The following is a 20,196-nucleotide window of genomic DNA, read 5'->3' as shown; positions in this document are numbered from 1 at the left end:
CCAAGCGCTCAGGCTGCGACCGGCACCCCTCCTGCAACGAGCGGCGACCGCTTGCGGATCGGCAGGACGCGGCGCGCGACGATCGACCGCCACGCCCATTCGACCGGCGCGATCCGGTACTGGCCGACATACCAGTTGGCCGCGATCAGCAGCACGGCATTCACCGCGACCGCGGTCAGCATCAGCGCCATCCAACCCTGCGTACCGTACAGGCCGAGTGCGAACGGCGGATAGAGTATCCAGAGGCAGATGATCGTCTGGCCGATGTAGATCGTCAGCGCGGTCCGCCCCGCCGCCTCGAACGGTCGCAGCAGCTTCGTGCCGAACGCAGTCGCCAGCAGCAGATGCACCAGCCCGATATGCCCGAGCGTCGTCGCAAGGCGCGACACCTCCGACAGCCCCCACATGATCGAGGGCGCGTCGTCGAACCGCATGCGATCGAACGCGCCGATCGTCCGGCTACCCAAGCCGATCGCATAGGCGATCAGCGTCATGCGCACATAGAATGCCCGCGACCGCGCACCCTGGATGACGCCCCATTTGAACAGCGCGGCACCGATCAGCATCGTCGCCGCCGCTTCCCAAATGAACAGGATTTCAAGGCCCTGCGTCTGGATATGCGTGAAGAACCCCCAGGCAGCATCGGCCCAGCCGGCAAAGCTTCCGGTCGCGGCACTGCGCGCCTTGTCCTCGGCAGCGACCCGGACGCCCTCCTCAGCCTTCGCCTTGGCACGCTCCGTCCGGCGCTCGACGGCAGCCTTGACCTGTTCCGCCTGCGCCTTGGTCAGAACGGTGCCGCGCGCCTGTTCGGCTTCCAGCCGGGCGATCTCGGCGCGCTGGCCGGGAACGGTCAGATAGCCGATGCCCCCCCCGACAAGTTGCAGCATCGCCATGCTCAGACCGATCCCGAGCAATGTCTTGGGCCCCAGCCGTAGAAACAGCACCGCAACCAGTGCAGCAAGACCATAGGTGTGCAGGATGTCGCCCGGCCACAGCAGGACGAACACGTGGACCAGACCGAACAGGAACAGGACGATGTTGCGCCACGCATAGCTGCGCAGGATCGGCCACGGGCCGAACAGCTTGCGCACGATCCGACCGGTCCGGCTCGCCGGCGGCGCGGCGGCGACCGCGCCGGCCGCGCGATCGGTCAGAATGACCATGCCGACGCCGAACAGCATTTCGAGCATGCAGCGCGCGGTACCGTCGGCGAAGACCTCGCGCAGGAACCACGCGACCTGGTCGGCCTGCGACCAGCCGACATGGCGGATGTCCTGTGCCCAGAACGCCCAGATCGACGCGCCCATGTCGTTGATGTTCATGAACAGGATGCCCAGGATCGCGAGCCCGCGCAGGATATCCAGGCTGGCGACACGCGGTGCGCCATCCGGCTCGGTCGCGGTCGTCATCGTCATGGCGTCGGTCAAGAATCGTCTCCCCCCGGAGTGTATCGCCAGACTACCACACTTTGCGGTTTGCGCAAGCTTGTCGTCGTCGTGGCATCGGGTAAGGGTGCGCACATGGACGGCGACGACTCCATAGAGCGCGGCTGGCGCGACCGGTTGCCCTACGTCATCGGCGTCCTGGGCCTGCTCGCCTGGTTTGCCCTGCTGTACTTCATGCTGCGCGACGTCGCGTAACCACTGTCGCCGGGGATTTGATCGCGCCCGCGGCACCGGCACTTGGCAGGCGCCGCTGAAAGCGAATCCACTGACCGCCAAACGAAAAGAGCCGCCTCCCTCGCAGGAGACGGCCCTTCGCAACCCTGACGGGCGCGCAGCTTATTCGGCTGCGGCGGTCTCGGTCGGACGCGGGTCGCGACGCTCGGCGATACGTGCCGACTTGCCGGTACGACCGCGCAGATAGTACAGCTTGGCACGACGCACGACACCGCGACGGACGACGGTGATGCTGTCGATGTTCGGCGAATACAGCGGGAAGACACGCTCCACGCCTTCCCCGAAGCTGATCTTGCGGACGGTGAAGCTCGACCCCATGCCCTTGTTCGCGCGCGCGATGCACACGCCTTCATAGGCCTGGACGCGGGTACGCTCGCCTTCGACGACGCGCACGCCGACGCGCAGCGTGTCGCCCGGGCGGAACTCGGGGATCGACTTGCTGTCGGTGAACTTGGCGATCTGCTCGGCTTCGAGCTGCTGAATGACGTTCATGTCTTGTCGTCCTCTGACGGTTGCCGCGCGCCAGAGGGAGGGTGGACCCGAGCGCCGACATGACGCTCCCACAGGTCCGGCCTCCGTAGCCGTGTATCGGTCTCGGCCTGTGCTTTACGCCAGGCCGCGATCTTCGCATGATCCCCCGATCGCAGCACTTGCGGGATCGTGCGGCCCTCCCACTCGACGGGTCGGGTGTAGTGCGGATATTCGAGGAGGCCGCTCTCGAAGCTTTCCTCATCCCCACTGAGGGCCGCGCCCATTACGCCGGGGAGCAGCCGAATGCAAGCGTCAAGCAGGACCAGCGCGCCCATCTCGCCGCCCGACAGGATATAGTCGCCGATCGATACCGGCTCGACCTCCCGCCCCTCGAAGATACGTTCGTCGAACCCCTCGAACCGCCCGCACAGGATCGCGACCCCGGGCCCCGCCGCCAGTTCGCGCACCCGCGCCTGGGTCAGCGGCCGTCCACGCGGGCTCATCGCAAGAATAGGCACGGGATCGGTTACGCTATCGATCGCCGCCGCGAGCACGTCGGCCCGCAGCACCATCCCCGCCCCGCCGCCCGCCGGCGTGTCGTCGACCGTCCGGTGCTTGTCGGTCGCGAAGTCGCGTATCTGCGTGGTCGTGAGCGACCATTTCCCCTCGCGCAGCGCGCGGCCGGCAATCGACGCGCCGAGCGGTCCGGGGAACATCTCCGGGTACAGCGTCAGGATGGTGGCAGCGAAGGTCATTGCGCCCAGTTCTCGACGCGCAGGCCGGGAATGTCGGTGAAGTCGCGTGTATTGTTGGTGACAAGGGTCAGATTTCGCGACAGGGCGTGGGCCGCAATCAGTCGATCGAAACTCGCGCGCCGAAATGGCAGACTGGCGTAGGTCATCGCTGCGTCCCGGTCGAAATCCAGGACAGGCACTTCCTCGACGAACGCGCCGAGCACGTCGAGAGACGGGAGCCGCCCCTGAAACGATCCATAACATGTTTCTGCGAACGCGATCGACGAAGTGACGATGTCGTCGTCATCGCATTCCGATGCGCGTCGCACGACATTGGCATCCAGATTGCTCAACAGGACGATGATGACGTTGGTGTCGATCAGATAGCGCATCAGTCGAAGGTCAGCCGGCGTTCCTCGAAGAGGCGTTCCTCATCAGGGATCAGTCTCAAGCCCGGCACCGACCCAACCACTTTCGCGACATTGAACTTGCGTTTGGGCTTGTCGGCGAGCTTGATCATGAGCCCGCCGTCCTCATCCTGAACGATCGTCGCCATGTCGCCCTCGGCCAAGCCAAGCGCCTTCGGCAGGCGCAGCGCCATCGAATTGCCCGATCGAAAGATTTTGGCCGGGTATTCTCTGCTCATCCGCCTGGCGTATATACACCCCGTATATACGTCAATCCCGCACGAGCCTGAAGTCGAGCACCTGCAGGCTCAGCACCGGGGTCGGTGCGCGCTGGATGCGGCCGGCGATGTGGCCGCGCTCGCAGTGCCAGTCGAACGTCCCTTCCATCGCGGAAATGGGCCGGATCGCCTCCGACATCGCGCAGGCGCCGACGTCCGTCTTGGCGTCGGCGATGTCGCGCGCCCGGCGGGTGGCGTCGCGGTCGAGCAGGACGTTGTTGGCGAGCGGCGCAGCGGTAGCATCGCCGGCGGTCCACGCCGTCTTGGCCGTCGCATAAGCCGCCGCCAGACCGTCCGATACGGGGGTCGCCCGCGGCTTGGCGAGGCCGGCCTCACGCAGAGCAAGTAGCGACTTCATGACCGCCGTGCCCCCGCCGGTGTAGGTCCGGCTGGAGAACACGAACACGCCCACCCCGGCGTCGGGCAGCAAGGCGACGTTCGAACCGTAGCCCGGATATCCGCCGCCGTGCGTCACCACGCGGCCAAGGTCGCAGTCGTCGATCACGCGCCAACCCATCCCGTACGCGCCCGCCTGCCGACAGGGCGTACCCACCGTCGCGGATCGCATCTGGCCGCCAGCGAAGTTCGCGCCTTCGACGATCTCGCGCACGGTCGATCGCCTGACCGGCCCGGTGTCGGCACCATCCCGCGCAGGCCAGCCCGACAGCAGGAAGGCGACCCAGCGCCAATAATCGTTCACGGTCGTCTCGACCCCGCCCATCGCCCCGAACGCACCATCGGCCATGTCGGGTTCGCGGACATAGCCGCCGTCCTGCCAGCGATAACCGATCGCCCGCGCGTCCTTCGGCGAGGCAAAGATGTCGTAGCCGGTCGCGGTCATCGCCAGCGGTCTCATGATCTCGCGGCGGATATACTCCTGGTACCGCACGCCAGAGACGTTCGAGACGATCCGCCCCAGCGTCGCGTAGCCCAGGTTCGAATATTCGAACGCAGTGCCCGGTGCGGTCGCGAACGGCACGCCGTCCTTCAGCATCTTCGTGAATACGGGCTCGGTCAGCACCTGCTGCCGGTCGCCCCACGGGTTGTCCTCGACATAGCCGGCGATGTGATGAAGCAGGTCGCGGACCGTGATCTTCGGGCTGTCGCCGGTCGGATATGTCCACCCGCGCATCTCGGGCACGTATTTTTCGGCCGGCGCGTCGAGCGACAGCTTGCCCGCATCGCGCAGCTTCAGGATGGCAAGCGCAGTGAACGCCTTCGACATCGACGCGATGCGGAACCGGCTGTCGGCGGTGACGGGACGCCTGCTCTCCTGGTCCTGCGTGCCGATCGTCCCGACGTGAACCAAGCGTCCGTCCTTGACCACCCCGTAGGCCGCGCCCGGCACGTGATTTTCCCGCGCCCAGTCGGCGAATATCGCATCGATCCTGGGGGTCACGCTGGCGACATCGGCGGCCGGCGCCACCTGCGCCACGGCCGGGTTCGCGATACCCGCCAGAGCCAGTGCGATCGCCAGACGTTTCATGAGCATCTCCCCCGTTTGCGCGATGGATACGTGGCAATCTCGAACGCGCCAAGCGGAACCGCGGCCGGCTTCGTCGTTTGGGAGCGCGTGGACGACTGTATCATCATCGGCGCCGGCCCGGCCGGCCTGACCGCCGCGATCTATCTCGCGCGCTTTCACCTCTCGATCCGGTTGTTCGATTGCGGGTCGAGCCGTGCCGCGCTGATCCCGCGGACGCACAACCATGCCGGTTATCCGGAGGGAATCGAGGGGCCGAAGCTGCTCCACCGAATGCTGCGCCAGGCCGAGCGCTATGGCGCGGTGCGCGAGTGCGTCGAAGTCACGCGGATCGAGCCGGTCGGCCGCGACTTCCGCATCCACGCCGGCGATCGCACGTTCGAGGCGCGGACGGTCCTGCTGGCGACGGGCGTCGTCAACAACCGCCCGGATATGCCGCGCGAGGCGCACGACGCGGCGCTGGCGGCGGGCCTCATCCGCTATTGCCCGATCTGCGACGGCTATGAAGTCACGGACAAGCGTGTCGGCGTCATCGGAACCGGCGACCATGGGATGCGCGAGGCGCTGTTCCTGCGCGGGTACACAAAAGATGTGACGCTGATCGCCCACGACGGCGAACACGACCTGCCGGACGCCTGCCGCCGCGAACTGGCCGATGCCGGGATCGAGTGGGTCGATGGCCCCTGCACCCCGCTGATGGCCGATGGCGCCGAGATGGTCGTGCAGACGGCTGCGGGCGAGCGCCGCTTCGACAGCGTCTATCCGGCACTCGGGTCGGTCATCCGCTCCAGACTGGCGGTCGCCGCCGGCGCAAAGGCGACCGACGATGGCTGCCTAGAAGTCGACGACCACCAGCGCACGTCGCTTCCCGGCCTGTTTGCCGCCGGCGATGTCGTGAAGGGCCTCGACCAGATCAGCAATGCCATGGGACAGGCCGGTGTGGCTGCGACGACGATCCGCAACGAACTGGCCGAGCGCGCGCCCCTTCGGCGATGATCAGGGCGAGACCCGGCCGGTCTCTATCCACAACGCCCAGTCTTCGAACCCCGCCTCTCGCGCCCGTGTCGCGGCGGAACCGAAATCGTAATCGACGGCACGACCCGTCAGCCTTCCCTCGTCGAGAATGGCGTAGCGTGCGCGCGGGTCACCGTTTGCGACCGCGTAGAAGAATGGCCGGTCATCGGTAAAGGCCTGCAAGCCGACGCTGCCGGGATTGGCGATCCGCCGCCCATCCGACACGCAGCGGTCCGCGGCGACATGCGAATGACCGCACAGCACCAACGGCGGCGTGTCGCCGAGACGCCCGACGATCTCGGCATCGGTCGATGCGCGAAAGCCCGCCGCATCGACCGAGAACAGCAGGTGCTCGACATCGCTCGACGGACTGCCATGGCAGAGCAGCTCACCGTCCACCACGCGTATCGCGGGCAGGCTCTCGACCCAGCGCCAGTGACGGTCGGTCAGACGTGCGGCGGCGAAGGCGTCGCTGGCGCCAAGCGCCGCGCCGAACAACTGTCGCTCGTGATTGCCCGCGATCGTCGGCCAATCGAGTGCGATCAGGCGATCCGCGGTCTCCGCCGGCCACAGCGGACCGGACAGGCTGTCGCCAAGGTTTAGAAAACTATCGCAACCCCTTTCGATCGCATCTGCGATCACCGCGTCCAGCGCGGCCAGATTGCCATGGATGTCGGACAGGACTGCGGTGCGGGTCAATCCGCCCAGCCGTCTGCGACAGTCAGCGTGGTCGCATCCCACCGTGGCACTGCGGCTTCGGTCATCGGGATCATGAAGCGCTTGCCGTCCGGCCGTTCGATTTCGATCACGTCGCCCGCGCCGAAATTGTCGATCGCGACGACGGTGCCCAAGGCCGCCCCATCCTCGGCCACGGCGGACAGGCCCAGCAGGTCGGCGTGATAATATTCGCCTTCGCCCAGCGGCGGCAGGCTGTCACGGGGCACGGTCAGTTCGGTGCCGCGCATCCTTTCGGCCGCGGTGCGGTCGGGGATTTCGGCAAAGCGCGCGATGGCGCCCTGCGGGGTGGTGCGCAGCGCCTTCAGCGTCAGCGCGCCTCCGTTGAAGCTTTTATGCACGCCCAGGTCTTGGGCGAACACCTTCAGCCGCACTTCGCCGTTGATCCCGTGCGCACCGATGACCGCTGCTAGCGTCACCGCACGCGTACGGGGCGCGGCGGCTTGCGACATGTCCTTCGTTGGCATCGTGGTCATCGGCGGGCAGTCCCCGGAACAGAACGGCGGTCGCGGTGCCCGGTGCGGCGAATACCGCCGGACCGATGCACCACGACCGCCATCGCCTTACGCCTCGGCGTTCGGCGTGGTTTCTTCGCTGGCTTCGGTCGTCTCGGCCGGAGCGGCTTCTGCTGCCGGAGCAGCAGCAGCGGCTGCGGCGGCTTCCTCGGCGGCCTTCTGCTTCTCGGCACGCTCTTCGGCGCGCTCGGTCGCCTTCTCGCCCGGCTTCGCCTTGTTCGGGTTGTTGCGCGCGGTGCGCTCGCGAACGCCGGCGGCGTCCAGGAAGCGGGCGACGCGGTCGGTCGGCTGCGCACCGACGCTCAGCCAGTGCTTGGCACGTTCGCCGTCGAGCACGACACGCTTCTCGTCGTCCTTGCCCAGCAGCGGGTTGTAGGTGCCGATCTTCTCGATGAACTTGCCGTCACGCGATGCGCGCGCGTCGGCCACGACGATGCGGTAATACGGACGCTTCTTGCTGCCGCCACGCGACAGGCGAATGCTAACTGCCATTATCTTCTTCCTTCTCTAAACGATTACGTCTGTTACTTTTTCTTGATAAGATTCTCGAAGCCCGGCGGCAGCTTCATGCCGTCCGGTCCGCCAAGACCCGGCAGGCCTGGAAGCCCTGAGCCCTGCTGGTCGAGCTTGCCCATCATGTCGCCCATCTGGGCGCCGCCAATGGCGTTGCCGATGCCGCCAAGACCACCCTTGCCGAACATCGACATCATGCCCTTCAGCCCGCCCATCTTCTTGATGCGCTTCATGGCCGTCGACATTTCGAGGTGCATCTTCAGCAGCTTGTTGACGTCCTGCACGGTCGTGCCGGAGCCCTTGGCGACGCGGATCTTGCGCTTGGCGTTGATCAGCTCGGGCTTGGCGCGCTCCCTTACGGTCATCGACCCGATCATCGCGTCCATGCGCAGCAGAATCCTTTCGTCGACCGCGCCCGACGCCATCGCGGCCTGCGCCTTCTTCATACCCGGGATCATGCCGGCGAGCGCACCCAGCCCGCCCATGCGACGCATCTGCGCCAGCTGTGCGCGCAAGTCGTTCATGTCGAACTGCCCCTTGGCAAGCCTCGCGGCCATGCGCTCGGCATCGTCGGCCTCGATCGACTGCGCGGCCTTTTCGACGAGCGACACGACATCGCCCATGCCCAGGATGCGCCCGGCGACGCGGCCGGGATGGAACGGCTCGATCGCGTCGAGCTTTTCACCCATACCGGCGAACTTGATCGGCTTGCCGGTGACGGCGCGCATCGACAGCGCCGCACCGCCGCGGGCGTCGCCGTCCATGCGGGTCAGGATTACGCCGGTCAGCGGCACCTGCTCGCTGAAGTTCGTCGCGACATTGACCGCGTCCTGGCCGGTCAGGCTGTCGACGACGAGCAGTATCTCGGTCGGCGTCGCGATATCGGCGACCGCCTTCATCTCGTCCATCAGCGCCTGGTCGACGTGCAGGCGACCTGCGGTGTCGAGCATCAGCACGTCGAAGCCCTGGAGCTTCGCAGCCTGCAGCGCGCGCCGCGCGATATCGACCGGCTGCTGTCCGGCGACGATCGGCAGCGTCGCGACTTCGGCCTGCGTGCCCAGCACCGCCAGCTGTTCCTGCGCAGCCGGACGGTTGACGTCCAGCGAGGCCATCATGACCTTCTTGCGCTCGCGCCCCTTCAACAGCTTGGCGAGCTTCGCGGTCGTCGTCGTCTTGCCCGAGCCCTGGAGGCCCACCAGCATGATGACCGCAGGCGGCGTCACGTCGATGTCGAGCCCGACATTATCGCTGCCCAGCATCTCGACCAGCGCGTCGTTGACGATCTTGACGACTTGCTGGCCCGGCGTGACCGAGCGCAGGACGTTCTGGCCGACCGCCTTTTCCGTTACCTTGTCGACGAAGTCGCGCGCGACGGGCAATGCCACGTCGGCCTCGAGCAACGCGACGCGCACTTCGCGCATCGCCGCACGCACGTCCGCTTCGGTCAGCGCGCCGCGACCCCGCAGGCGGTCGAACACTCCGCCAAGGCGGTCGCTCAGGCTGTCGAACATCGCGCGCACTCCAAAAAAACTCACCCTCGCTTATCCGGGCCACGTAACGCGAAAAACGCCGGCGGACGAAACCTCGTCGGCCGGCGTCGCCGTTTCCTGAAAGGGAAATCCGGCGGCAGATGCGTCACGCAGCCCTTTGCCAAGGGAACGATCGCTGCGGCCCCTAGCCCGGCCGCTGCCGAAACGCAAGCCGCCCGTCCCTTAACCCGATCTACACCGCCACCGGTGCAGGCAGGCGTGTTGCCTTTGTGGGGTGGGAATGGAACGCGAGACGATCGATGTGAGCGGCCGGCGCCTGCGCGCATCGCGAGCCGAACTGATGACCGGCGTGACCTGTGTCGCGGCGATCCTGCTGTTCGTCGGTATCGGCAGCACGGTCCTGTCCGGCGCGCTCGCCCGGCTGGTCGACCGATCCGCCGCCCCGGTCGACCAGCCGCTGGCGCTCGCCCTCATCCTGAACGTCGCGCTGATCCTGCTCGGCTGGCGTCGCCACCGCGCGCTGCGTCGCGAGGTCGAGGATCGCACCGCGGCCGAGGAACGTGCGCAGACGCTCGCCGCGCGCGACCCGCTGACCGGCTTCCACAACCGGCGCAGCGTCGCGGAGGAAGGCGCTGCGATGGTCGCGCGTGCGGTGCAGCGCGGCAAGGCGCTGGCGGTGCTCGCGATCGACCTCGATCATTTCAAGACGGTCAACGACATGCACGGCCACGCGGTCGGCGATGCGCTTCTCCGCCTGGTCGCGCAGGAAATGGACGGTGTCCTGCCGCCCAACGCCCTGACCGCGCGGCTGGGCGGCGACGAGTTCGCCTGCGGCTTCCTGTTCGATTCGGGCAATCCGGATGTCGTCGTCCGCATCGCCGAGCGCCTGGTCAGCCGCATGGCGCAGCCGTTCGACGCCGAGGGTATCCGCTGCCACATCTCCGCCTCCGTCGGCATTGCGCGATCCGACATCGACGGCGCGTCGATCGAGACGCTGCTGCGCGCCGCCGACATCGCGATGTATGCCGCCAAGAAGTCGGGCAAGAACCGTTTCGCCTGGTTCGACGCGGCAATGGAGCGCGAGTTGCAGGTTCGCAACGAACTGGAAAGCGGCCTGCGCCTGGCCATTCCGCGGCAGGAAATCGTGCCCTATTTCGAACAGCAGATCGATCTGGCGACCGGGCGGCTGACCGGGTTCGAGATGCTCGCGCGCTGGGAACATCCGACCCGCGGCCTCATCAGCCCGGAGGCGTTCATCCCGATCGCCGAGGAAACCGGCATGATCGCCGACCTGTCGCTGTCGGTGATGCGCCAGGCGTTCGCCGCAGCGCGGGACTGGGATCCGGACCTCGTCATCTCCGTGAACATCTCGCCCTGGCAGCTGCGCGACGCCTGGCTGGCGCAGAAGATCATCAAGGTGCTGACCGAAACCGGCTTTCCGGCGCAGCGCTGCGAGATCGAGATCACCGAGACCGCGCTCTTCGACAACCTTGCACTGGCGCAATCGACCGTCGGCAGCCTCAAGAACCAGGGTGTCCGCCTGGCGCTCGACGACTTCGGAACCGGCTATTCCTCGCTCGCCCACCTGCGCGCGCTGCCGTTCGACCGGATCAAGATCGACAAGAGCTTCGTCACGTCGATGACCGAAAGCCCGGATTCGGCCGCGATCGTCGGTGCGATCGCCCGGCTGGGCGAGAGCCTGAACCTGCCGGTGACCGCCGAAGGGGTCGAGGACGGCGAGATCCAGGATCGCCTGATCGCGCTCGGCATCGCCAAGGGGCAAGGCTGGCATTTCGGCAAGCCCCTGTCGGTCGGCGGCGTCCGCCGCTTGCTGGCGGAGCGCCGGATGCTCGGCGTTTCGGCCCAGCCTACCAGCCGGCGCCTGGCTGGCTGAGATAATCCAGCTCTTCCTCGGTCGATCCGCGCCCCAGCGCATCGTTGCGGCTGGGAAAGCGGCCGAACCGATCGAAGACCGCGCGGTGGTCATGCGCGAACCGGGCGTTGTTCTCGCGACCCAGCGCGTCGAACTTCTCGACGCTGACCGCCTGCGCCGCCGCATCCTCGGCGTGCATCAACGGCATCAGCAGGAACACCGCCTGTTCGGGCGGCAGGGATCTGTCCCAGCGTTGCGCGATCGCGTCGTAGGTCAGGGCCAGCGCCAGATCGTCCGCCTCGAACGCCTTTGCCTGACCGCGATAGAGATTGCGGCTGAACTGATCGAGCAGGATGATGGCGGCGAGCATCGTCTGCGGGTCGTCGCGCCAACCCTGCGCCCGGGTGTCGAAGACCTGCTGGCGAAGCGCGCCGAACCGCTCGCCGATCTCGCGGTCGAGCGCGGCATCCTTGGCGAATTGCTGCTTCTCAGTAAGCCCGAACCAGAAGTCGATCACCGCCCGGGCTTCGTCATGGACTTCATGCGCCGTCCCACCTAGATGCCCCGTCATGCTCGCTCCCTTGGCGCCAGAGGTGATTACGCTCGGCTGCAGGCTCAACATCGCCGAAAGCGAAACGATCCGGGGTTTTCTCGGGTCGCGCGATGTCGTGGTGGTGAATAGCTGCGCGGTCACCAACGAAGCGGTAAAGGCGACCCGCGCCGCGATCCGCCGTGCCCGGCGACGGCGGCCGGGCGCGGAAATCGTGGTCACCGGCTGCGCGGCGACGATCGATCCGGCGGGGTTCGCCGGGATGGCGGAGGTCGACCGTATCGTCGGCAATCCCGACAAGCTGGCGCCCGGACACTGGGGCGCGCCCGATCTGCCCACCACCGTCCGGTTCGAAGGCCACGCCCGCGCACTGGTCGAGGTCCAGAACGGCTGCGACCACCGCTGTACGTTCTGCGCCATCCCCTTCGGCCGAGGTCCCAGCCGATCGGTCCCGGCCGGCGCGGTGGTTGGTCGCATCGCCGAGCTGGTCGATGCGGGTCATAACGAGGTCGTGCTGACGGGCGTCGATCTGACCAGTTACGGCCACGACCTGCCCGGCAGCCCGACGCTCGGGCATTTGGTCGAACGCATCCTGAAACTTGTCCCCGGACTGCCCCGATTGCGGCTGTCGTCGCTCGACGGGATCGAGATCGACGACCGCCTGTTCGACCTGCTGACCGCTGAGGCGCGGGTCATGCCGCACGTCCACCTGTCGCTGCAGGCCGGCGACGACATGATCTTGAAGCGCATGAAGCGCCGCCACACCCGCGCGCAGTCGGTCGCGCTGGTCGGGCGGCTGAAGGCCAAGCGCCCGGAGATCGCGATCGGCGCCGACATCATCGCCGGCTTCCCGACTGAGGATGAGGCGATGTTCGCCAACAGCGCGGCGCTGATCGCCGATTGCGACATCGTCCATGCCCATGTGTTTCCCTATTCGCCGCGTGCGGACACGCCGGCCGCCCGGATGCCGCAGGTTGCGCCGCCGGTCGTGAAGGACCGCGCGGCCCGGCTGCGGGCGGCGGCGGAGGCGCATCGCACGCGGTGGCTGGAAACGCTGGTCGGGACCGAGCAGCGCGTGCTGGTCGAGGCGCCGGGCGACCGTGGCCGCGCCGAAAACTTCGCCGAAATCAGACTGGCCCCCACCCCGTTCGCCCTGAGCTTGTCGAAGGGCTGCCCTTCTTCCGACGAAGAACAGGACAGGGCTTCGACAAGCTCAGCCCGAACGGGGGATGTTGTATCGGCGACGATCACGCGCACCGCCGACAACGAATTGATCGGAACATTTGCATGAGCACCACTCCCTCCTGGTCGCAGCGCCTGCTCGGCGGATTCAAGCGGACCTCCGACCGCCTGACCGGCAACCTTGCCGGCCTGGGCGCCGCTCGGCTCGACGATGCGACGCTCGACGAAATCGAGGAGGCGCTGATCGCGTCCGACCTCGGCCCCGCAACGTCGGCACGTGTCCGCCAGCGGCTGGCCGACGGGCAGTATGAGCGCAACATGGAGGAGCTTGGCATCCGCGTCGTCGTCGCGGAGGAGATCGCCAAGGCGCTTGCTCCGGTCGCCAGGCCGCTGGAGATCGCGGCTTTTCCGCGCCCGCAGGTCATCCTCGTCATCGGCGTCAACGGCAGCGGCAAGACGACGACCATCGCCAAGCTCGCCAACCTGTTCCTCGAACAGGACTACGGCGTGATGCTGGCGGCGGGCGACACGTTCCGCGCCGCCGCGATCGGCCAGCTGCGCACCTGGGCGGAGCGGATCGGCGTGCCCATCGTCTCCGGGGCAGAGGGCGGCGATGCGGCCGGCATCGTCTATGAAGCGGTCAAGCAGGCGACGGCGACCGGCATCGACGTGCTGATCGTCGACACCGCCGGGCGACTCCAGAACAAGCGCGAGCTGATGGACGAACTCGCCAAGATCCGCCGTGTCCTCGGTCGGCTGAACGTGGAATCGCCGCACGACGTCGTGCTCGTGCTGGACGCCACCACCGGCCAGAACGCGCTCAATCAGATCGAGGTTTTCAAGGAAGTCGCCGGCGTCACCGGCCTGGTGATGACCAAGCTCGACGGCACCGCGCGGGGCGGCGTGCTGGTCGCCGCGGCGGAGAAATACGGTCTGCCGATCCACGCGATCGGGGTGGGCGAAAAGATCGACGACCTGCGCCCGTTCGACCCCAACGAGGTCGGGCGGATGATCGCCGGGGTGGATGAACTTCTATAACGGTCACCCGTTGCGGGCCAAACCTGCCTGTCTGCGGTCGTGCCGAGCCTGTCGAAGCACCATTCTGTGATAGGCACGCGCGTCGCTCGCGGCATGAAATACGGTGCTTCGACACGCTCAGCACGAACGGAAATTTTGCGAATGGCTGCCGACAAAGCCCCCTCCACCCTTCTCCGCCTCGGCATCGACGCCGGGCCGCTGGTCGTGTTCTTCGCGGTCAACCAGCTTGCGCCCGGCCCGCAGATCGCCAAGGCACTGACCGCGACCGTCGCGTTCATGGTCGCCATCGCCATCGCCATGATCGTATCGCGCGTGAAGCTTGGCCGGATATCACCGATGCTGTGGTTCTCGGGCGGGCTGGTGCTCGTGTTCGGGGGGCTGACGCTCTATTTCCACGACACGACCTTCATCAAGGTCAAGCCGACGATCGTCTATGCGATGCTGTCGGGCATCCTTGCGTTCGGTGTCGCCACCGGCCGGCCGATGCTGAAACTGATGCTGGAAAGCGCGTATCCCGGCCTTACGGATCGCGGCTGGCGCAAACTGACGATCAGCTGGGCGGTGTTCTTCGCGGTGATGGCGGTCGCGAACGAAGTCGCATGGCGGATGCTGGCGCCGGGCGACGACTTGGCGCGCTGGGCGGCATTCAAGCTGTGGCTCGTGATGCCCGCGACGTTCCTGTTCGCGATGGCGAACATCCCGATGCTGCTGAAGAACGGACTGGCGGTCGACGACACGCCGGTGCCGCCGGAGCAGTAAAGACCTGTTCTCATCCCCGAAGGCGGGAATGACGGGCGAGGTGCTGCGCACCCCGCCCTCGCCATTTACTTCTTCGCAGCCTCATACCGCTCGTTGGCGACGTCCCAGTCCACCACGTTCCACCAGGCCTTCAGATAATCCGGGCGCACGTTGCGGTAGCTGATGTAATACGCGTGCTCCCACACGTCGTTGCCCAGGATCGGCGTGCCCTTCGTCTCGGCCACGTCCATCAGCGGATTGTCCTGGTTCGGCGTCGACGTGATCGCCAACTCGCCGTCCTGCCCGACGATCAGCCATACCCAGCCCGAACCGAACTGGCCGACGCCCGCCGCATTGAACTTTTCCTTGAAGTCGTCGATCGAGCCCCATTTGGCTTCGATCGCATCCTTCAGCGCCCCGGTCGGCTGCGACCCGCCGCCCTTCATCGACTTCCAGAAGAAGTCGTGGTTCCAATACCCGCCGCCGTTGTTGCGCAGGCCGGCCGGCTTGCCCTGCAGGCTGCCCATGATCTCCTCGATCGACTTGCCCTGCAGGCTGTCGTCGCCATCGACGAACTCGTTCAGCTTGTCGGTATAGGCCTTGTGGTGCTTGTCGTGGTGGAGCGTCATCGTCTCCTTGTCGATCGTCGGCTCCAGCGCGTCATAGTCATAGGGCAGCGGCGGAAGTTCAAAGGCCATCGGTCGTCTCCATCTCAGGAATGTCGTCGCAGCAACGCGCGGGCGCCCGTCCGGGTCCGCGGTCGTTACGGTAGCGATATGGATAATCAACCGGCGCCGAGCAACCCATGTCGCCGCAGCGCGTGGCGCAACTGGTCGTAGCTGAGCCCCAGTGCCGCGGCGGCATGGCGCTGGTTGTAGCGATGCTCGGCGAGGCACTTCGTCAGCAGCTCGCGCTCGAACCGGGCGACGCGCGCCTTGAAGTCGGACGGGCCTTCTTCGCACGCCACCACAGGCTCGTCGGTCGGCACGTTCGACCCCGGCTGCGGCGTCTCGGCCGGCTTCGCTCGCGGCGCGCCGGGCCGGTGCGGGGAAGCGAACGGGTCGATCTCGATCTCGTCGATCGGCCCGGGGCGATCCCAGCGATAGACGGCACGTTCGACGACGTTGCGCAGCTCGCGGACGTTGCCCGGCCAGCGATGGTTGGCAAGCTGATCGGTCGCGTGTGCGCCGAAGCCTGCGAAGCGATCGCGACCGATCTCCGACGACATCCGGCGCCCGAAGAAGTCGGCCAGCACCATGATGTCGCCCGACCGCGCGCGGAGTGGCGGCAACGTGATGACCTCGAAGCTCAGCCGGTCGAGCAGGTCGGCGCGGAACGTGCCCTTGTCCACCCGATCCGGCAGATGCTCGTTCGTCGCCGCGACGATCCGCACATCGACGCGCAAGGGCCGCGAAGCACCGATCCGCGTGATCTCGCCATATTCGACCGCGCGCAGCAACCGGTCCTGCGCCGCCATGCTGAGCGTGCCCAGTTCGTCGAGGAACAGCGTGCCGCCGTCCGCCTCCTCGAACCGCCCGGCGCGAGTTTTGGTCGCGCCGGTGAAGGCGCCCGCCTCGTGCCCGAACAGCTCGGCCTCGATCAGCGTTTCGGGCAACGCGGCGCAGTTCATCACGACCAGCGGCTGGTCCCACCGCGGCGACAGGCGGTGGAGGCGTTCGGCGACCAGTTCCTTGCCCGTCCCTCGCTCGCCGATCACCAGCACCGGGCGATCGAGTGCCGCCGCCCGGCTTGCGCGCTCCAGTGAATCGAGGAAAGCGCTCGATTGTCCGACGACCTGGGTGGTGCGTTCGATGGCCATTGCCGAGGCATGGCGCATTCCACCAACTGTTAGCAAGCCCCGAAATCACATCTGCGTAACGATCGGCAAGAAGCCGCGGAAAAGCGCCATTCCTGAAATTGGCACGCGCCCTGCAAAGCTGTTTGCAACCGTCTGGGACAGGGTCCTGCACCAGGCGAGCCGGGGTGGGATCCCTCGCCCCACCCCGGCGAGACATGCGAAGTGAGTGTAGGAGTTTTCGATGGGTATCTTCTCCCGAACCCGCGACATCATCGCCGCCAACGTGACCGACCTGCTCGACAAGGCGGAAGACCCCGCGAAGATGGTCCGCATGATCATCTCCGAGATGGAGGACACGCTGGTCGAGGTTCGCGCATCCGCGGCTCGCACCATCGCCGACCAGAAGGAAATGCGCCGCCACATCATCAAGCTCGAAGGGCTGCAGGCGAGCTGGACCGAAAAGGCCGAGCTGGCGCTGTCGAAGGACCGCGAGGACCTGGCCAAGGCGGCACTGCTCGAACGGCAAAAGGCCGGCGACATGTGCGACCAGCTGAACGCCGAGATCTCGGTGCTCGACGACGCGCTGCGTGCCTACGAAATCGATATCGCCAAGCTCCAGAAGAAGCTGAGCGAGGCCCGCGCCCGCCAGAATTCGGTCGAGACGCGGCTGGAAAGCGCCAACAACCGCTTCCGCCTGCGCGACATGTATGCCGGGCCGAAGACGGCGGAAGCCTTTTCGCGGTTCGACATCATGGAACGCCGGGTGGACGAAGCCGAGGGTCGCGCGGATGCCGCCGGCCTGGGTGCGATCCGCACGCTGGAGGACGAATTCGCCGACCTGCGCTCCAGCGACAAGGTCGACGCCGAACTCGCCGCGCTGAAGGCGCGCCTGAACAAGGAGGGCTGAGGCGATGGAAGAGATCTTTGTCCCGCTGATCGCGATCACGTGCATCTTCATCGGCCTGCCCTGGCTCATCTTTCACTATGTCACCAAGTGGAAGCAGGCGCCGCGGATCACCGACGAGGACGAGAAGCTGCTCGACGAGCTCTATCACTTCGCCCGCCGTCTCGAGGACCGGGTGCAGACGGTGGAACGCATCGTCGCCGCCGACAACCCCGATTTCCGCCAGCTCTCGGCTCCGACGCCCGATGCGTCGCCCAGCCTGAGCACGGCGAAAGACTATGATTTTTCGCGGAGGAACTGAGACATGGCTGCCCGCACGAAATTCTACACCGACAAGCCCAACGGCAAGTGGATGGGCGTCTGCGCCGGCATCTCGGACTATACCGGGATCGACGTGACCCTGGTCCGGGTCGGCATGGTCCTGCTGACCGTCGTCAGCAACGGTATCGCGCTGGTCGGCTACGTCGCCGCCGGCTGGCTGGCGCCGAAGAAGCCCTACGACCTGTACGAGACGCCGGACCAGGAGAAGTTCTGGCAGGGTGTGCGCTCGAACCCCAAGCGGTCGACCGCCGAGGTCCGCAGCAAGTTCCGTGAGCTCGACCGTCGCCTGGCCGACATCGAGACGCACTATACCAGCCGCAACACGCGCCTGGCCGAAGAGATCGAGGCGCTGCGCTAAGCGCAGGCCTCAAACGGGAGAGCCGACATGGAATGGGGTGGACCTGCCTTCGTCATCGCGATCATCGCGATCACCACCGGCGGCTGGGTGCTGAACAACTGGATCCGCGCGCGCCACGGCTTCGAGCCGACCGATGACTGGGGCGGCACCGGCGAGAGCAAGAAGGCGATTGCCGACGGTCGCAAGATCGAACTGCTCACGACCGAGAACGCCGCGCTGCACGGCAAGGTCGGCCGGCTGGAGGAGCGGATCGCGGTGCTGGAACGCATCGCCACCGATCCCGCCGTCCGCACCGCCGGCGAAATCGACGCGCTGCGCTAAGGAAACGAGACGATGAACGGCTTCACCATCTTCATGATCTGCTTCGTGGTGGTCGGCCTGCCGGTCATCCTCGGGATCGGCAGCGAGATGTTCAAGCGCTGGCTCCGCCACAAGGAAGTGATGGCCCAGGCGCTGAACGCCCAGACCGCGGAAAAGGCGGCGCAGTATGCCGCTCACACCGAACGGCTGGAACAGCGGGTGCGGGTGCTGGAGCGGATCGCGACCGATCGCGGCGTGGCTATCTCCGACGAGATCGAACGGTTGCGCGACGACCGACCGGGCGCACCGCTGAACTGAATTACGAGGGGTGTGGGCGGCACATTTCCGCCCGACCGACCTGACAAGGATCACACGAAATGCTGGTATTTTGCATCGTCATGGCGGCGGTGGCCGGAGTCGGCTGCTTTCTGACCGAGCGGGTCGACCGCCCCCGCCGCCGCGAGGCCCGCGAAGCGACCCTCCAACCCGCCGAATAACCCGGCTACACAAGACCAGAACGACAAGAGGGAGTTACGAGCATGTCCGGTGGCCAATTCATGGTGGTGATGATCGTCGCGATCGTGATGTTCAGCAGCATCATCAAGGCAAAGATGGGCATTCGCCGCAATCACCGCGGCGAGGAATACAGCGTCCGCGACGATGCCGCCGTCAGCGCCGAGAACCATCGCCTGAAGGGCGAGATCGCCGACCTGCGCGAACGCATCCAGGTACTGGAGCGCGTCGTGACCGACACCGAAGGCAGCCTGGCCCTCGACCGCGAGATCGAAAAACTGCGCGGCCCCCGCGCCTGAACCACCAATCCCAGGGAGTATGGTACGATGACCGACCCCAATTACTACCTCACCCTCGCGTCGGCCGGCCTCGTCGGCCTCGGCATGGTCACGATGGCGGCCCTTAGCGGCTGGCGTGGCTGGCTGGCGCTGAAGGCCCAGGAAATGACCAATCGCCGCGACCTGGACGACGCCCCCAGCGTCCCCAGTGCCGGCGCCCGCATCGAGATGGCGGACCTGAAGGAACGCATCCGCAAGCTGGAAGCGATCGCCGCCGGGGTGGACCTGTAAGGTGGGGTGCGGTTAGAGTCCGGTCCCATAAACGGTAAAGGTCGTGATTGCCCTGCCGTGTTCGTCCGGCAAGGAGCGGGGTGCAGCAGGTAGCGGCGCTACCTGCAAGGCTCGCGACGCAGACCGGCGGGCGGGACAGGGCAACCGCTTCGGCGGCGGGTCGATTTTGCCCCAGGGCGGCGGCGCTCGTCGGTCACGATGCATGAGCATCGCTCCACGCCTCGCTTCTAGCCCTGAACCAAAATCGACTCCGTCACTACCATTGCCGTATATGGGTCCGGACCCTACGGGCGAGGGATGACCACCCTCGCCGACCTGACCGACGAATACGGCTTCCTCGATGCCGACGATCGCTACCGCCTGCTGATCGACCTCGGCCGCGACCTGGAACCGATGCCCGGCGCGCTGAAGACCGATGCGACGTTGGTGCGCGGATGCTCTGCCTCGGTCTGGGTCTATCCCACCGTCCGCGACGATGGCACCCTGCACTTCCTGGCCGACAGCAACGCCGCGATCACCAAGGGGATCATCGCGCTGGTACTGCTGACCGTGCAGGATCGCGCGCCGGCCGAGATCCTGGCGGCCGACATCGAGGGCGCGCTGGCGCCGTTCGACCTCAAGAAGCAGCTGAGCTCAAACCGGACGCAGGGCATCCCAAACATGATCGCCCTGATCCGTGAGACGGCGCAGCGCTACGCTTGACCTGAGAGATCGAGAGCAGTCTTCGGGCTCA

Annotated in this window: 27 protein-coding genes; 14 read left to right on the top strand and 13 right to left on the bottom strand. The window is 66.6% G+C overall.

The features are described 5' to 3' along the window. Nucleotides 1–8 precede the first annotated feature (8 nt). Nucleotides 9–1,427: a DUF418 domain-containing protein gene (locus ASE86_RS07335; RefSeq protein ID WP_235524014.1), complete on the bottom strand. Its 1,419-nt coding sequence runs from the start codon at nt 1,425–1,427 to the stop codon at nt 9–11. A gap of 48 nt (nt 1,428–1,475) precedes the next feature. Between ASE86_RS07335 and ASE86_RS15950 the strand changes: the two genes are divergently transcribed. Beyond that, nucleotides 1,476–1,640, top strand: coding sequence for a hypothetical protein (locus ASE86_RS15950; protein ID WP_156347059.1), 165 nt, complete (start codon nt 1,476–1,478; stop codon nt 1,638–1,640). A gap of 141 nt (nt 1,641–1,781) precedes the next feature. Here ASE86_RS15950 and rplS read toward each other — a convergent pair whose 3' ends face one another. The 5 genes from rplS to ASE86_RS07310 all read right to left on the bottom strand — a co-directional run bounded on the left by rplS (nt 1,782) and on the right by ASE86_RS07310 (nt 5,055). Continuing rightward, nucleotides 1,782–2,171 carry a 50S ribosomal protein L19 gene (rplS, locus tag ASE86_RS07330; RefSeq protein WP_056424096.1) on the bottom strand — a complete coding sequence of 130 codons (390 nt, stop codon included), beginning with the start codon at nt 2,169–2,171 and terminating at the stop codon, nt 1,782–1,784. Further along, nucleotides 2,168–2,905: a tRNA (guanosine(37)-N1)-methyltransferase TrmD gene (gene trmD / locus ASE86_RS07325; protein WP_056424095.1), complete on the bottom strand. Its 738-nt coding sequence runs from the start codon at nt 2,903–2,905 to the stop codon at nt 2,168–2,170. Before trmD ends, rplS begins: the two co-directional genes overlap by 4 nt. Next, nucleotides 2,902–3,276: a type II toxin-antitoxin system VapC family toxin gene (locus tag ASE86_RS07320; protein WP_056424093.1), complete on the bottom strand. Its 375-nt coding sequence runs from the start codon at nt 3,274–3,276 to the stop codon at nt 2,902–2,904. Before ASE86_RS07320 ends, trmD begins: the two co-directional genes overlap by 4 nt. Next, nucleotides 3,276–3,485, bottom strand: coding sequence for a hypothetical protein (locus ASE86_RS16465; RefSeq protein ID WP_235524013.1), 210 nt, complete (start codon nt 3,483–3,485; stop codon nt 3,276–3,278). Before ASE86_RS16465 ends, ASE86_RS07320 begins: the two co-directional genes overlap by 1 nt. A 76-nt stretch (nt 3,486–3,561) precedes the next feature. After that, nucleotides 3,562–5,055: a serine hydrolase domain-containing protein gene (locus ASE86_RS07310; protein WP_056426799.1), complete on the bottom strand. Its 1,494-nt coding sequence runs from the start codon at nt 5,053–5,055 to the stop codon at nt 3,562–3,564. An 87-nt stretch (nt 5,056–5,142) separates the two neighbouring features. On the opposite strand from ASE86_RS07310, the gene ASE86_RS07305 reads away from it, so the two are divergent. Next, nucleotides 5,143–6,048, top strand: a complete 906-nt coding sequence (locus tag ASE86_RS07305; protein ID WP_056426795.1) for an NAD(P)/FAD-dependent oxidoreductase — start codon at nt 5,143–5,145, stop codon at nt 6,046–6,048. On the opposite strand, the gene ASE86_RS07300 is transcribed toward ASE86_RS07305, so the two are convergent. The 4 genes from ASE86_RS07300 to ffh all read right to left on the bottom strand — a co-directional run bounded on the left by ASE86_RS07300 (nt 6,049) and on the right by ffh (nt 9,340). Beyond that, nucleotides 6,049–6,765, bottom strand: coding sequence for a metallophosphoesterase family protein (locus tag ASE86_RS07300; RefSeq protein WP_056424089.1), 717 nt, complete (start codon nt 6,763–6,765; stop codon nt 6,049–6,051). Then, entirely contained in the window at nt 6,762–7,277 is a 516-nt protein-coding gene (rimM, locus tag ASE86_RS07295; RefSeq protein WP_235524012.1) for a ribosome maturation factor RimM, read from the bottom strand. Before rimM ends, ASE86_RS07300 begins: the two co-directional genes overlap by 4 nt. 87 nt (nt 7,278–7,364) lie before the next feature. Further along, nucleotides 7,365–7,808 carry a 30S ribosomal protein S16 gene (rpsP, locus tag ASE86_RS07290; protein ID WP_056424087.1) on the bottom strand — a complete coding sequence of 148 codons (444 nt, stop codon included), beginning with the start codon at nt 7,806–7,808 and terminating at the stop codon, nt 7,365–7,367. A gap of 32 nt (nt 7,809–7,840) precedes the next feature. Beyond that, the gene (ffh, locus tag ASE86_RS07285) at nt 7,841–9,340 is read right to left on the bottom strand and encodes a signal recognition particle protein (RefSeq protein ID WP_056424085.1); all 1,500 of its coding nucleotides are present in this window, start codon (nt 9,338–9,340) and stop codon (nt 7,841–7,843) included. 259 nt (nt 9,341–9,599) lie between these two features. Here ffh and ASE86_RS07280 point away from each other — a divergent pair, with 259 nt between their 5' ends. After that, nucleotides 9,600–11,213: a putative bifunctional diguanylate cyclase/phosphodiesterase gene (locus tag ASE86_RS07280; protein ID WP_056424082.1), complete on the top strand. Its 1,614-nt coding sequence runs from the start codon at nt 9,600–9,602 to the stop codon at nt 11,211–11,213. Here ASE86_RS07280 and ASE86_RS07275 read toward each other — a convergent pair. Further along, nucleotides 11,188–11,763, bottom strand: a complete 576-nt coding sequence (locus ASE86_RS07275; RefSeq protein WP_056424080.1) for a DUF924 family protein — start codon at nt 11,761–11,763, stop codon at nt 11,188–11,190. The two genes, ASE86_RS07280 and ASE86_RS07275, sit on opposite strands and share 26 nt — an antisense overlap. Here ASE86_RS07275 and ASE86_RS07270 point away from each other — a divergent pair. The 3 genes from ASE86_RS07270 to ASE86_RS07260 all read left to right on the top strand — a co-directional run bounded on the left by ASE86_RS07270 (nt 11,762) and on the right by ASE86_RS07260 (nt 14,721). Further along, nucleotides 11,762–13,033 (top strand): MiaB/RimO family radical SAM methylthiotransferase, encoded by a 1,272-nt coding sequence (locus tag ASE86_RS07270; RefSeq protein WP_056424078.1) that lies wholly within the window; start codon nt 11,762–11,764, stop codon nt 13,031–13,033. The genes ASE86_RS07275 and ASE86_RS07270 overlap by 2 nt on opposite strands. Continuing rightward, nucleotides 13,030–13,962: a signal recognition particle-docking protein FtsY gene (gene ftsY / locus ASE86_RS07265; protein WP_056424076.1), complete on the top strand. Its 933-nt coding sequence runs from the start codon at nt 13,030–13,032 to the stop codon at nt 13,960–13,962. The genes ASE86_RS07270 and ftsY overlap by 4 nt, the downstream gene beginning before the upstream one ends. A 141-nt stretch (nt 13,963–14,103) precedes the next feature. Further along, complete coding sequence (locus ASE86_RS07260; protein WP_056424074.1) at nt 14,104–14,721, top strand: inner membrane-spanning protein YciB; 618 nt, start codon at nt 14,104–14,106, stop codon at nt 14,719–14,721. A gap of 65 nt (nt 14,722–14,786) precedes the next feature. Here ASE86_RS07260 and ASE86_RS07255 read toward each other — a convergent pair whose 3' ends face one another. Together ASE86_RS07255 and pspF are read right to left on the bottom strand one after the other, a co-directional pair. Then, nucleotides 14,787–15,398, bottom strand: coding sequence for a superoxide dismutase (locus ASE86_RS07255; protein ID WP_056424072.1), 612 nt, complete (start codon nt 15,396–15,398; stop codon nt 14,787–14,789). Nucleotides 15,399–15,484: 86 nt separating this feature from the next. Then, nucleotides 15,485–16,513, bottom strand: a complete 1,029-nt coding sequence (gene pspF, locus ASE86_RS07250; RefSeq protein WP_056426789.1) for a phage shock protein operon transcriptional activator — start codon at nt 16,511–16,513, stop codon at nt 15,485–15,487. Between the two features lie 226 nt (nt 16,514–16,739). Between pspF and pspA the strand changes: the two genes are divergently transcribed. The 8 genes from pspA to ASE86_RS07210 all read left to right on the top strand — a co-directional run bounded on the left by pspA (nt 16,740) and on the right by ASE86_RS07210 (nt 20,165). Then, on the top strand, nt 16,740–17,405 hold the full coding sequence (pspA, locus tag ASE86_RS07245) for a phage shock protein PspA (RefSeq protein ID WP_056424069.1): 666 nt from the start codon (nt 16,740–16,742) through the stop codon (nt 17,403–17,405). A 4-nt stretch (nt 17,406–17,409) separates the two neighbouring features. Beyond that, the gene (gene pspB, locus ASE86_RS07240; protein ID WP_056424067.1) at nt 17,410–17,703 is read left to right on the top strand and encodes an envelope stress response membrane protein PspB; all 294 of its coding nucleotides are present in this window, start codon (nt 17,410–17,412) and stop codon (nt 17,701–17,703) included. A 3-nt stretch (nt 17,704–17,706) separates the two neighbouring features. After that, on the top strand, nt 17,707–18,081 hold the full coding sequence (gene pspC, locus ASE86_RS07235; RefSeq protein WP_056424065.1) for an envelope stress response membrane protein PspC: 375 nt from the start codon (nt 17,707–17,709) through the stop codon (nt 18,079–18,081). A gap of 27 nt (nt 18,082–18,108) precedes the next feature. Beyond that, nucleotides 18,109–18,402, top strand: coding sequence for a hypothetical protein (locus ASE86_RS07230; RefSeq protein ID WP_056424063.1), 294 nt, complete (start codon nt 18,109–18,111; stop codon nt 18,400–18,402). A 12-nt stretch (nt 18,403–18,414) separates the two neighbouring features. Beyond that, nucleotides 18,415–18,699: a hypothetical protein gene (locus ASE86_RS07225; RefSeq protein WP_056424061.1), complete on the top strand. Its 285-nt coding sequence runs from the start codon at nt 18,415–18,417 to the stop codon at nt 18,697–18,699. Nucleotides 18,700–18,920: 221 nt separating this feature from the next. Then, nucleotides 18,921–19,193 carry a hypothetical protein gene (locus ASE86_RS07220; protein ID WP_056424059.1) on the top strand — a complete coding sequence of 91 codons (273 nt, stop codon included), beginning with the start codon at nt 18,921–18,923 and terminating at the stop codon, nt 19,191–19,193. A gap of 27 nt (nt 19,194–19,220) precedes the next feature. Further along, entirely contained in the window at nt 19,221–19,463 is a 243-nt protein-coding gene (locus tag ASE86_RS07215; protein ID WP_056424056.1) for a hypothetical protein, read from the top strand. Nucleotides 19,464–19,760: 297 nt separating this feature from the next. Further along, nucleotides 19,761–20,165: a SufE family protein gene (locus tag ASE86_RS07210; RefSeq protein WP_056424054.1), complete on the top strand. Its 405-nt coding sequence runs from the start codon at nt 19,761–19,763 to the stop codon at nt 20,163–20,165. Nucleotides 20,166–20,196: the final 31 nt, after the last annotated feature.

It is taken from the genome of Sphingomonas sp. Leaf33 (assembly GCF_001421785.1).
In the GTDB taxonomy this organism is placed as follows: domain Bacteria; phylum Pseudomonadota; class Alphaproteobacteria; order Sphingomonadales; family Sphingomonadaceae; genus Sphingomonas.
This window is presented reverse-complemented; position numbering and strand designations above follow the sequence as displayed.

Coding starts and splice junctions, on each gene's coding strand:
- ftsY (WP_056424076.1), top strand. CDS start 13,030: ATGAGCACCACTCCCTCCTGGTCGCAGCGCCTGCTCGGCGGATTCAAG.
- trmD (WP_056424095.1), bottom strand. CDS start 2,905: ATGACCTTCGCTGCCACCATCCTGACGCTGTACCCGGAGATGTTCCCC.
- ASE86_RS07225 (WP_056424061.1), top strand. CDS start 18,415: ATGAACGGCTTCACCATCTTCATGATCTGCTTCGTGGTGGTCGGCCTG.
- ASE86_RS07220 (WP_056424059.1), top strand. CDS start 18,921: ATGTCCGGTGGCCAATTCATGGTGGTGATGATCGTCGCGATCGTGATG.
- ASE86_RS07210 (WP_056424054.1), top strand. CDS start 19,761: ATGACCACCCTCGCCGACCTGACCGACGAATACGGCTTCCTCGATGCC.
- pspA (WP_056424069.1), top strand. CDS start 16,740: ATGGGTATCTTCTCCCGAACCCGCGACATCATCGCCGCCAACGTGACC.
- ASE86_RS07215 (WP_056424056.1), top strand. CDS start 19,221: ATGACCGACCCCAATTACTACCTCACCCTCGCGTCGGCCGGCCTCGTC.
- ASE86_RS07255 (WP_056424072.1), bottom strand. CDS start 15,398: ATGGCCTTTGAACTTCCGCCGCTGCCCTATGACTATGACGCGCTGGAG.
- rimM (WP_235524012.1), bottom strand. CDS start 7,277: ATGACCACGATGCCAACGAAGGACATGTCGCAAGCCGCCGCGCCCCGT.
- rpsP (WP_056424087.1), bottom strand. CDS start 7,808: ATGGCAGTTAGCATTCGCCTGTCGCGTGGCGGCAGCAAGAAGCGTCCG.
- ASE86_RS07270 (WP_056424078.1), top strand. CDS start 11,762: ATGCTCGCTCCCTTGGCGCCAGAGGTGATTACGCTCGGCTGCAGGCTC.
- ASE86_RS07260 (WP_056424074.1), top strand. CDS start 14,104: ATGGCTGCCGACAAAGCCCCCTCCACCCTTCTCCGCCTCGGCATCGAC.
- rplS (WP_056424096.1), bottom strand. CDS start 2,171: ATGAACGTCATTCAGCAGCTCGAAGCCGAGCAGATCGCCAAGTTCACC.
- ASE86_RS16465 (WP_235524013.1), bottom strand. CDS start 3,485: ATGGCGCTGCGCCTGCCGAAGGCGCTTGGCTTGGCCGAGGGCGACATG.
- ASE86_RS07275 (WP_056424080.1), bottom strand. CDS start 11,763: ATGACGGGGCATCTAGGTGGGACGGCGCATGAAGTCCATGACGAAGCC.
- ASE86_RS07320 (WP_056424093.1), bottom strand. CDS start 3,276: ATGCGCTATCTGATCGACACCAACGTCATCATCGTCCTGTTGAGCAAT.
- ASE86_RS07230 (WP_056424063.1), top strand. CDS start 18,109: ATGGAATGGGGTGGACCTGCCTTCGTCATCGCGATCATCGCGATCACC.
- ASE86_RS07310 (WP_056426799.1), bottom strand. CDS start 5,055: ATGAAACGTCTGGCGATCGCACTGGCTCTGGCGGGTATCGCGAACCCG.
- ASE86_RS07280 (WP_056424082.1), top strand. CDS start 9,600: ATGGAACGCGAGACGATCGATGTGAGCGGCCGGCGCCTGCGCGCATCG.
- ffh (WP_056424085.1), bottom strand. CDS start 9,340: ATGTTCGACAGCCTGAGCGACCGCCTTGGCGGAGTGTTCGACCGCCTG.
- pspB (WP_056424067.1), top strand. CDS start 17,410: ATGGAAGAGATCTTTGTCCCGCTGATCGCGATCACGTGCATCTTCATC.
- pspC (WP_056424065.1), top strand. CDS start 17,707: ATGGCTGCCCGCACGAAATTCTACACCGACAAGCCCAACGGCAAGTGG.